The sequence below is a fragment of the Eubacterium ramulus genome, assembly GCF_003122485.1.
Taxonomy (GTDB): Bacteria; Bacillota; Clostridia; order Lachnospirales; family Lachnospiraceae; genus Eubacterium_I; species Eubacterium_I ramulus_A.
The window spans coordinates 1-10,312 of sequence record NZ_JRFU01000178.1; the positions used below are offsets into that span (position 1 = coordinate 1).

Annotated in this window: 9 protein-coding genes; 1 reads left to right on the forward strand and 8 read right to left on the reverse strand. The window is 42.7% G+C overall.

The genetic code is table 11. From position 1 onward, the window contains the following. Positions 1 to 250 precede the first annotated feature (250 nt). The 6 genes from LG34_RS14500 to LG34_RS14525 form a co-directional block, all read right to left on the reverse strand. Complete coding sequence (locus LG34_RS14500) at positions 251 to 1,534, reverse strand: O-acetylhomoserine aminocarboxypropyltransferase/cysteine synthase family protein (RefSeq protein ID WP_109216696.1); 1,284 nt, start codon at positions 1,532 to 1,534, stop codon at positions 251 to 253. A 148-nt stretch (positions 1,535 to 1,682) separates the two neighbouring features. After that, positions 1,683 to 2,297, reverse strand: coding sequence for an ECF transporter S component (locus tag LG34_RS14505; protein ID WP_109216697.1), 615 nt, complete (start codon positions 2,295 to 2,297; stop codon positions 1,683 to 1,685). Between the two features lie 19 nt (positions 2,298 to 2,316). After that, positions 2,317 to 3,903: an ABC1 kinase family protein gene (locus LG34_RS14510; RefSeq protein WP_109216704.1), complete on the reverse strand. Its 1,587-nt coding sequence runs from the start codon at positions 3,901 to 3,903 to the stop codon at positions 2,317 to 2,319. A 151-nt stretch (positions 3,904 to 4,054) separates the two neighbouring features. Then, positions 4,055 to 4,378, reverse strand: a complete 324-nt coding sequence (locus LG34_RS14515; protein ID WP_109216698.1) for a phasin family protein — start codon at positions 4,376 to 4,378, stop codon at positions 4,055 to 4,057. 249 nt (positions 4,379 to 4,627) lie between these two features. Next, positions 4,628 to 5,737: a sulfotransferase family protein gene (locus LG34_RS14520; protein ID WP_109216699.1), complete on the reverse strand. Its 1,110-nt coding sequence runs from the start codon at positions 5,735 to 5,737 to the stop codon at positions 4,628 to 4,630. A gap of 137 nt (positions 5,738 to 5,874) precedes the next feature. Next, on the reverse strand, positions 5,875 to 7,029 hold the full coding sequence (locus tag LG34_RS14525; RefSeq protein WP_330427530.1) for a transglutaminase domain-containing protein: 1,155 nt from the start codon (positions 7,027 to 7,029) through the stop codon (positions 5,875 to 5,877). Positions 7,030 to 7,225: 196 nt separating this feature from the next. On the opposite strand from LG34_RS14525, the gene LG34_RS14530 reads away from it, so the two are divergent. Then, positions 7,226 to 7,729 (forward strand): DUF5721 family protein, encoded by a 504-nt coding sequence (locus tag LG34_RS14530; protein ID WP_109216701.1) that lies wholly within the window; start codon positions 7,226 to 7,228, stop codon positions 7,727 to 7,729. A gap of 149 nt (positions 7,730 to 7,878) precedes the next feature. Here the strand turns inward: LG34_RS14530 and LG34_RS14535 are convergent, their stop codons facing one another. Together LG34_RS14535 and LG34_RS14540 are read right to left on the reverse strand one after the other, a co-directional pair. After that, on the reverse strand, positions 7,879 to 8,337 hold the full coding sequence (locus LG34_RS14535; RefSeq protein ID WP_109216702.1) for a signal peptidase II: 459 nt from the start codon (positions 8,335 to 8,337) through the stop codon (positions 7,879 to 7,881). 58 nt (positions 8,338 to 8,395) lie between these two features. Further along, positions 8,396 to 9,835 (reverse strand): LarC family nickel insertion protein, encoded by a 1,440-nt coding sequence (locus LG34_RS14540; RefSeq protein WP_146190241.1) that lies wholly within the window; start codon positions 9,833 to 9,835, stop codon positions 8,396 to 8,398. Positions 9,836 to 10,312 lie beyond the last annotated feature (477 nt).

Here is a 10,312-nt window from a genome sequence, read left to right on the forward strand (position 1 = left end):
ACTCACCACTTGCAGAAGTGGGAGTCTCAACTCAGACTGAGATAAAAAATAACTCCAAGAGGATAATTGTAAAATTTTCGTTGTGACCGCTGCATCCAGCCCGTCCGCGAGAGTGTGTCTGAACCCGCTGGTTTTGCGGGTGAGTTCGCGGAAGCGGACGGAAATAAGCGATGCTGTGGTCACAGAAAATTTTTCATATCCTTTTGGAGTTATTTTTTATTTGTTCCTTAAACGACAAACAAGAGTTTTCTTAAATAGCTTCCAGAGCCTGCGCCAGATCTGCGATCAGATCCTCTTTGTCCTCGAGTCCACAGGACATACGCACCAGTCCTGCCGGGATTCCAGCCGCCTCAAGCTGTTCGTCTGTCATCTGACGATGTGTGGAAGTTGCCGGATTTAAACAGCAGGTTCTTGCATCTGCCACATGTGTCTCGATGGCAGCTAATTTCAGATGTTTCATAAATGTTTCTGCCGCTGCACGGCCGCCTTCTAATTCGAAAGATACGACACCGCATCCACCCTTCGGCATATATTTCTGTGCCAGATCATAGTATTTATCGCCCGGAAGTCCGCTGTATGTAACGTTGACTACCTTTGGATGATTTGCCAAAAATTCTGCTACTGCCTGTCCGTTTTCTACATGACGCGGCATACGAACATGCAGGGATTCCAGACCCAGGTTCAGATAAAATGCATGCTGCGGAGACTGGATGCTTCCAAGGTCACGCATTAACTGTGCGGTACATTTTGTGATAAATGCACCACCCTGACCAAATTTTTCTGCATAAGTAATTCCGTGATAGGAATCATCCGGTGTGCAGAGTCCCGGGAATTTATCTGCATGTGCCATCCAGTCAAAGTTTCCGGAATCAACGATTGCTCCACCTACTGCTGCGCCATGTCCATCCATGTATTTTGTCGTAGAATGGGTTACGATGTCTGCGCCCCACTCAAATGGGCGGCAGTTTACCGGTGTCGGGAATGTATTGTCCACGATCAGCGGTACACCATGTGCATGTGCTGCTTTTGCAAATTTTTCAATATCCAGAACGGTCAGTGCAGGGTTTGCGATGGTCTCACCAAATACCGCTCTTGTATTCTCCTGAAATGCTGCATTGAGTTCTTCTTCTGTACAATCTGGTGCTACGAATGTTGCTGTAATACCCATTTTACGCATGGTTACTTCAATCAGGTTGAAAGTTCCACCGTAAATGGCAGAAGATGCCACGATATGGCTTCCGCACTCACATACATTAAATAATGCAAAAAAGTTTGCTGCCTGTCCGGAGGATGTCAGCATTGCCGCTGTACCGCCTTCCATCTCTGCGATCTTTGCTGCTACCAGATCATTGGTCGGATTCTGCAGACGGGTATAGAAATATCCGGAATCCTCCAGATCGAATAATCTACCCATTGCCTCGCTTGTCTCATAACGGAAGGTTGTGGACTGAACGATTGGAATCTGTCTCGGCTCTCCATTTCCCGGACGATATCCTCCCTGTACACACTTCGTATCTAATCTGTAATCACTCATTTTTTCCTTCTCCTTTTCCTAATCTTCTGCCCTTTATAACAGAAGAAAACGTTTTCATAAATACATTTTATATACGGATACAGTTTTATGTCAACAAAAAAATACAGCTTGCACTGCTATTACACAGACAAACTGTACTTTTTCAAACTTACTCACTTCGCTTATTCATCGTCAGAATCGGAACCAGATGATTATATACCAAAAATGTGATTACCACACTGATCATCGCCTTAATAAACGTAAACGGCATATTAAATACGATCAGACTCTGCAGGATGCTTTTTACCCCTGGGAAAATTGCCTGATATGCTGCCAGAATCGTATCTGCCGGCATGAAATTATAATATACCGGATATACAACGAAATAATTGGATACAATACTGACAACCGCCATCAGGACTGCGCCAAGAATGGCTCCGCCACAGGCACTCTTTTTCGATTCCTTTTTCTTATACAATAAACCTGCCGGCAGAATAAATACCGCATTTAAAATAAAATTAGAAAGTTCTCCGACACCGCCAGTAGATGTCACCGTCAGATGTAACAGATTTTTGATCAGTGCAATAATAATGCCGCCCACCGGACCTACTGCCAAACTGCCGATCAACGCCGGGAAATCAGACAGATCCATCTTGATAAACACCGGCATCAACGGAACACTGAACTCCATAAACATCAAAATATACGCAATGGCAGATAAAACACCTACAATTGCCATTTTGGGAATATTTGATTTTATTGGTTTTTTCGCTTTTGTTGCCATACTTTATGAACCTCTTTCTCTATCGTTTTTTCTTTTTTGACCGAAAATGACTGATAAACACGGACGCAGTAAACAGAATCGCCAGAAAATAGCCGATGGCTCCCAGTGCCGGAATTCCAAGTAATTTCGGTTTCATATCGGTGGTGCAGATAATACTGGAACTGATCAGAAGCGCCATGATCAAAAATCCCATGACCAACCGCCGCACCAGCGCATTCAGCATCACCGTCAGATCATCCGTCGCGTGCAGATCCAGATTGATACTGGTCTGTCCCTGCATATAGCTTCGTAACAGATCTGATATATAAGATGGTATCTTGATGCCTTTCTGTAATGCCTGCCAGATTTCTTTTCCACTCATGCGAAGTTCCTTTTTCAGATCAAAATCAGACAGTTTATTTCCTGACATTCGTACAGATGCAACTTGAACCACATTGATGTCCGGCGCAATCTCAGCGATCACTCCCTCAATAGTTGTCAGACCACGCACCAGCATCGTCAAACTGTGTGGCATTGATACCCTGTTTTCTTTCATAATATCGATCAGATCCTGCATCAGCGTTCCCATATTCAGACCGCCGAAATTTGCAGAACCGTATTTGGCAAGCCAGTCACCAATATCCGAATACAGCAGCTTCTGATTTGGTTTGTCGTGAAATTCTCCCAAGGATAATACGGCTTCCACGATCAGACTGACATCATGCGTTGCCACGCCTTTAATGACCTTGGTCAACAGAGCCTGATCCCGCTGGGAAAAACGCCCCATCATTCCCATGTCAATCCAGACGATCTTGCCACCTCGAATACGCAGATTGCCCGGATGTGGATCTGCATGGAAAAATCCATCCTCCATGATCTGCTTTACATAATTATCTGCCATCTTGGTTCCGATCTCATCCAGATCATAGCCAGCTGCCAATAATTTGTCCTTTTCGTCCACACCAATTCCTTCAATATACTCCATTACAAGCACTTGTGTGGTCGTATATTCCCGGTAAAGCATTGGACTGGTCACAAATGCCACGTCTTTATTCAAACGTGCAAATTCTTCCATGTTTGCCGCTTCTGCAAGGAAATTCATTTCTTCCTGTGCAACCACCCACATCTCATCCAGAACCTGATTCATATCTACCAGACCTGCCATATTAATCGGCGGCATCAGTTTTACGGCACGATGCAAAAATGCAATATCCCGGGACATGGTTTCATAAATTCCCTGACGCTGCACCTTGACCACTACTGTCTCACCGGTTTTGAGTTTTGCCTTATGCACCTGAGCAATGGAAGCGGAACCAATCGGTGTTTCTTCAAAGTCTGCAAATACTTCGTTAAGCGCTGTTCCATAAGCGTGTTCGATCACCTCTTGCACTTCCGAAAAAGGCATCGGTGTTACTTCGGAACGCAGACGCATAAATTCATCACAGATTTTCTTTGGGAAAATATCCGAACGCATAGACATAATCTGACCCAGCTTAATATAAGTTGGGCCAAGATCTTCCAGAATCAGGCGTAACTTTTCCGGAGTTACGCCCCTGGCAATTTGATGTTTGTGAATGACTGATATAATTTCCCGCAATCGGGTTCCATTCGTATCTTTTTCACTCATAATTTCAATTTCTTTCAATCTGTTTTCATTGTGCCTTCCTTTTTTCCTTTTGTTTGGAAAGCACGATTCCTTTTAAGTCACACACAGGAGACTTAACACCTGATTCCAGTCAATGAAAATTAATAGTTTCTTCTTAGAATCACGATATCTTCTACTCTTCTGCTGCTTCCTCTTTTGTCTCTTCTGCTTTTTCTTCTGTAGCTTTTGCTTCCATGTTTGCAATTGCAGCTTTTAATGCCTCGATCTGCTCCGGAGTCATTCCTTTTAATACATCAGCAGGATCCTGCTCATCTTTTTTGAATGTCTGTTTTACATTATGCTTTAATTCTTCATTCAAGACTTTTCCCTGCTCTACGGTCAGCTCACCTTTTTTTACCAGATCATCCAGAATCTCTTTTGATTTCTCAGCAGTCGTAGCTGCTGCACCGATACCTGCCAATAAGATTTTTTTCATGCTGTCACTGATTTTTTCCATAATAAAGTTCTCCTTTCTCATGTCAGGAAGAATCTCACCGCCTATAGAGACGGGAGTCGTCTCACATCTGATATATGTTCAGTATACACTACTTAAAGTTATTTTGCACCACAATTTTTCTTCACAAAAATATGTTACAGCTCACTCATCATATGCATTCAGATAATGATCATGCCTGCATCAAAAATTGCCCGGATACATAATAATGAAAAGAATGTCTTTTTATGAACAAAAACTCGGTCCAGTGTTCTATTTTTGCATCTCATATCCATAATGCGCAAAATAAAAGCCAAGTTTTGCATTGATCTTGTCCCGAAGTTCCGGTGTCAGCTCAAATTTATTCTTCTGATAATTCTTCTGGCTTTCCAGATATGCGTCAAAATACGGTTTTGCCTCCTCGAACCCATCAATGCCAAGATGATCGTAGATCTGTTTGACATATCCTTCCGGATCTTTGCAGAAATCTTCATATTTGATATCAATATGATCCTCCGGCGGCATGGCATCCAGCTCACGGAATGCTTTTTTATAAATGCGCTCGAACAGATCAATGGTCACATCTTCGATCACCTGATGAGACGCCGGCTCATTTAAGCAGAACAGCCCCATTTCCTTGGTAAACATATTGATGGTGGACATGACAACGGTATACGGATTGCGGTAAATATTGATAAATTTTGCTCCCGGATAACATTTTTTCAAAGCACCGATCCTGCATGTATTTTCCGGGCTTTTCAGCAGAAGCTGTTTGCCCCCGTACAGATACGTCACTTTTTTCAAAATGTAGTCATACACCTTGCGCCATTCCTGCTGCCTTTTCTCATCCTGCTCGTCAATAAAAGCAGTCTCAATGTATTTGACACCTTTTCCGCCATCCGGAAATACCAGCATGTGACTGATCGCCTGGGTAGAAATCGTTGCCTGCGCAAATACTTCCTCCATCGGAAGATCCAGCGTATATTCCAGATTATCCATCGGACGCGCGCCCTGCAGCAGCTTCTTCTGTGCTTTTGCCAGAATCCCTTTCATAAAAATACAGTTGCTGAAAGTCACAGTACGAACCGGATCAAACCATCCAAACTGCGGATCTCTGGTCAGCAGATTTTGCAAAAATGTTGTTCCAGAACGCCAGTAACCCACAATGTATACTGGATCTTTTTTGATTTTTGTCCGTTTGATCGGCACATAAAAGACCAGCCATTCCAAAAATGCCGGAACTGCCAGAACCGACGACACTGCCGTGATCAGCCGCGCCTGTGCTTTATTTTCCGCGGTGATCGGGTTGCTTTTTTTCAAACGTAACCAGTTGTCCAGTCGACATCCCATCAGATTGTGGGACAGATTTATCTTTTTTCCCATGGTATCTCACACTTGCCTTTCTGCCAGTTTCCTCTAAATTCCCATTTGACTCATTATTTTTACTAATCTTACGAAATAAACGTAGGAAACTCTTATAAAATTAAAAAGTATCTTTAAAACCTATTTCTACTGTTTTATCAAAATACAATAAACAATACACAGCTGTCTATATCTTCCATATATCGGAAGGAACTTAATCCCGGACAGAATTTTGCAATTCCATATTCTTCCACAAAATACTGCATCGCCTGCTCATACAGATCCGTACTTGCGAACTTCACCTGTACCATATTTTCGCCATTCTGATAAGCCTGTGCAAAAATCGCTCCGATCGTTTCCGGATTCCATTCCGTAATATACCGCCCCTCGTGCACATAGTAATTATCTGCGGTCGCGGTACACTCCGGCAGACTGATCCGTTCATCCGCGGTATGGGACTGCATGATATCCGCCGTGGAAGCACCAAAATAATTGTAATCAATATACTTGGATACCACATTTTCCTTCTGTTCATCCTGACGGGACAGATACTGAGAGTTTCCCCATGTAGTATCAATATAATAGTAGTCCCCGTCCAGCTTTGCCAGATTCCATGCATGCGGTCCGTCGCTGACATTTCCAAGCACTGTTGTACAGGAAATCCCCAGTTTTTCCAACAGGTACTGCGTTGCATACGCATATCCCTGACAAATGGTTTCATGATTCAAAAACACACTAATAATGTTCTGGTTGTCAGCAGAATCATCCACATAATCTACTTCCGTGATCAATTTTTCAAACACATACAGTGCCTTATCATAGTCCGTTCCATCCGTCGGCGCATCTGCCAGCATCCGGTCTGCTTCCTCATCGATCTGCTTCTGCGTCTTTTTCTGTTCTTCTTTGCTCATGCTGTATTCCGGCGTCACCATGATTGCTGTGATCTCATCGCCACGGTTATAGGTCACATAGGAAAACTGTTTCAGCCAGAACAGGTTACAGTAATCACAGCGCACTGCCAGATATGCCAGTTCCATTTCATCGACATCCGTCGTCGCGATCTGCACCTTTTCTTCCCGGTGCATGATAGCGTACAAAATCTCATCATAGACAAGTTTCGTATTGTCCGGCAGCGTGTTGTAAGCATATTTATCCTGTGATACCGTCTTTACCTCCAACGGATTGTTTCCCGTGACAATTTTTTCCATACGATCTGCCACTTCATCAGCATTTTTCCCACATCCGGTCAAGCCAGACACTAAAACCATCAGGAATAGAAAAATCGGCAAACATTTCCATCCTGTTTTTTTCATTTTTTTCACTCAAATATACCCGCTCTTTCTAAATCGGTAATTACATTTTGATTGCTTTTTTCTAATTTCAATTTTATAATATTTGTAATAGGAACGACAACACAATTTCCATTCCCAATGTGTATCATCCGGATTACTACAAATCCAAAAGATAATGATACCATAATCCACATTTTTTGTTAACAGGAGATTCTGCATGATTGCATTAAAAATAACCGATATTGGCACCTTTATCAACAAATTACTAAAAGAAGGCATGTGCGATCACTTTCTTTTGCAGGAAGCAGTCATTACACAGGCGGCAACCTTTACGATTGACGGTTCCCTTCAGGCAGATTATTTCGATTCTGAAGAAACGGAAAACCTTCAATTGCAGGATCTGTCCTATGTGCCATTTTCCCTGATGCGTCCGCATTGTCTGAAACTGATGCAGGGCAAAAAGAAACCTCTTTATTTTAAATTTGTGTTTCTTCTCTCTCCGGCAAATCAGTTAAACACGGTGGAACGCGCAGGTACTTCCTTTTTACCGGAAGATGTCAGTGGCATGTATCTGCATTTCACTTATAAAAACGAAACCCTGACCTGCACCACAGGAATCTCCTACCGGAAATTTTCTCTGGATAAGACGCTGGATCAGGAATGGGATCGCTTAGTTCCCGTCTTTCTTCGTAAAAATGGTATTGCGGCAGAACCTGTCTGAAAGGACTGCCGCATTTTTTCTTTTCCTTATCATCTTATTGTTCCTCAGAGTGTCCATACAAGCTGTAAGACATCTATTTATCTCAAATATTTGTTATCACATCTGATTATCCTACATACTTGTTATTCACATCTGAGTTTCGCTCTGCGCTAACACTGCTTTCCGATCTCGCGCAGCATCAGCACTGCCATTCCGATAAATACACAAAAATCCGCAATGTTAAAAATCAATTTTTTCAAAAATGGAATCGGAACTTTAAACTGTACGTAATCCGTCACATATCCATGCCGAAAACGTTCCAGCAAATTGGCAAGCCCACCGCCAAGGATCAGTGCCAGACCAGCCTTTAAAGCACTTTTTCCTTTCAATGTCATTGCAAGCAGAAACATGATCGTAAGAATACTTACAACACCGATACCGATGCCTTTGACAAGCTGTGGCTTTTTCTCCAGCGTATTATTTGCCATTCCTTCGTTATGGTATTTGCGCAGACGAATCGGAAGTCTGCCCACCTCCCGGTTTTCATTTGTTGAAAAATTTTTATTCACCCGACGGCGAACAAAAAATTCTGCCGCACAGATCGCCACAATGATTCCCCCATAAATCATACCCGTATCTCTCCTTTCTTATGCCGGTTTCCTTATTTATTCTCTAGTCATCTCAGATCTAATACAATTCTTTTTCCAGACGGCGGTATACTTCCCGAAATGGCAGATGCTGCTCTCTGGCAATTGCCGCTACACTCTCATATTCCAATGTCGGTACTTCGCCGTTTTTCTTTTTCATGGTTTTTACCGCCACATCACCCAGAGAAGTCTGCTCTGTTGATTTTCTGCGCTGTAAGATCGTGCGCTGCATCAGTGCACGGCGAATGCCGATGGTCGTTGTCTCCTCAAAAATAATGTCTTCTAAACGCTCCCGATCCTCCGGACGGCACAAAACAGTCAACATATATGCCGGGCGGTTCTTCTTCATATAAATCGGAAGATAGCAGGCATCCAAAGCACCATTTTCCATCAGACGCTCCATTGTGTAGCCAAGCACTTCACCGCCGCAATCATCAATGTTACACTCCAGTTTCCAGATTTCATTTGGTGTCGTTGTGTCTGTGCAGACAATGTCCTCTGCTACTGTCTCATGTTTTGGTTCCTCTGCCTGAATTTCATCCGGTTCCTTTTCTGGTGCAACCTGACTGATAATACTTTCCTCTAAAAACTCCAGGTCATCGTCCCAGTCAGAATTTTGCTCTGGTGCTTTCGTAACACTTTCTGTATTTTCTTCTTCAGAAACTGGGGATTCTTGCAAAATATGTTCCTGCTCAGCTTCTTTTTCTGGAAAATCGGCTTCTATATTCTTCTCTATCTCTTCTTTCTCCGGAAAATTAGCTTCTATATTTTTCTCTACAGCTTCCTTTTCCGAAAAATCAGCCATTCCACTCTTCTCTGCATTTCCGTCTTCAAGCACCATGATCCGCAGCACGCCATTGCTTCCATCCGATGCAGTACCACGACCGGTTCCGATCTTGCTGACATGGTACTCCTCCGGCAGATGATCCGAAGTACGGCATGCCGCCAGAAAAGCAGCTCCTTCCGGTGTCACCCATGCACTATCGCGTTCCATACGGTGCATTGCGATCTCAGCCCCCATCAGAATATATAACGTTTCCGGCAACGGTACCGACACCGGTTCATGATCAATATAAATTTGTCCATATCCATCGTACACGATCGGACAAATGATCGTATCTGCTTCCAGACGTTCCATACAAATAGACGCTGCCAGCATAGCAATCACTTCATCATAATCTTTTTCCTGAAATTCTACATGTGCAATATTCACTCTCTGCACTGCTGCCTTTGCATGAAGCCAGATGTCATATGCACGCTGAAACAACTCCTCTGCTCCCTCTGGAAGTGCAAAATCTTTGATTTTTCTTGGCAGTTTGCGAATCATCGCCGCCTTTACCTCTGCCGGGCAGTTCAGTGCAAGCAGCTGGTCTACTGTCGCCTTCGCCTGTGTCTGTTCCGGCATCAGATTTAACAATGCCTCAACCATCATTTTCGCACTCAGTCCTTCATAGCATTGTATGTATATTGTCTTTCCCATTTATCTTTCCTCCGGTTCTCAATCTTTCCCTCCCGTGGAGGTGGAAAACATCTCTTATCTCTAAAATTTCTCCACTGATATCCTCTTGTTATTCCTTACCTATAGCGGTGGGAGTTATCTCATATCTGATGTATCCTGTTAAGATACAGTATAAAATAAAAATGAGAAAAATACCATTGCTTTCTTTTTGCTCACATCTTCTTTTTCGTTTTCTATAAATTCTGTTTTTAAGCTAAAGATTACATTTTTATCCAATACAATCTTTCTTTCCAGGATCTTATGATAATTCATTTTGGTTTTATCATACTGCAATTTCACCAGTTATCATGCAGTCTCACAACAAATTTTACCCTGATTACTTTTTAGTCATATGAATTATGCACAATTTATTTTCCAAAATTTGTGAATCATTGTGAACACTTGCGTCTACACATTTGCTATTATAATAACTGTAAAAACCCCAATACATTATAAGTT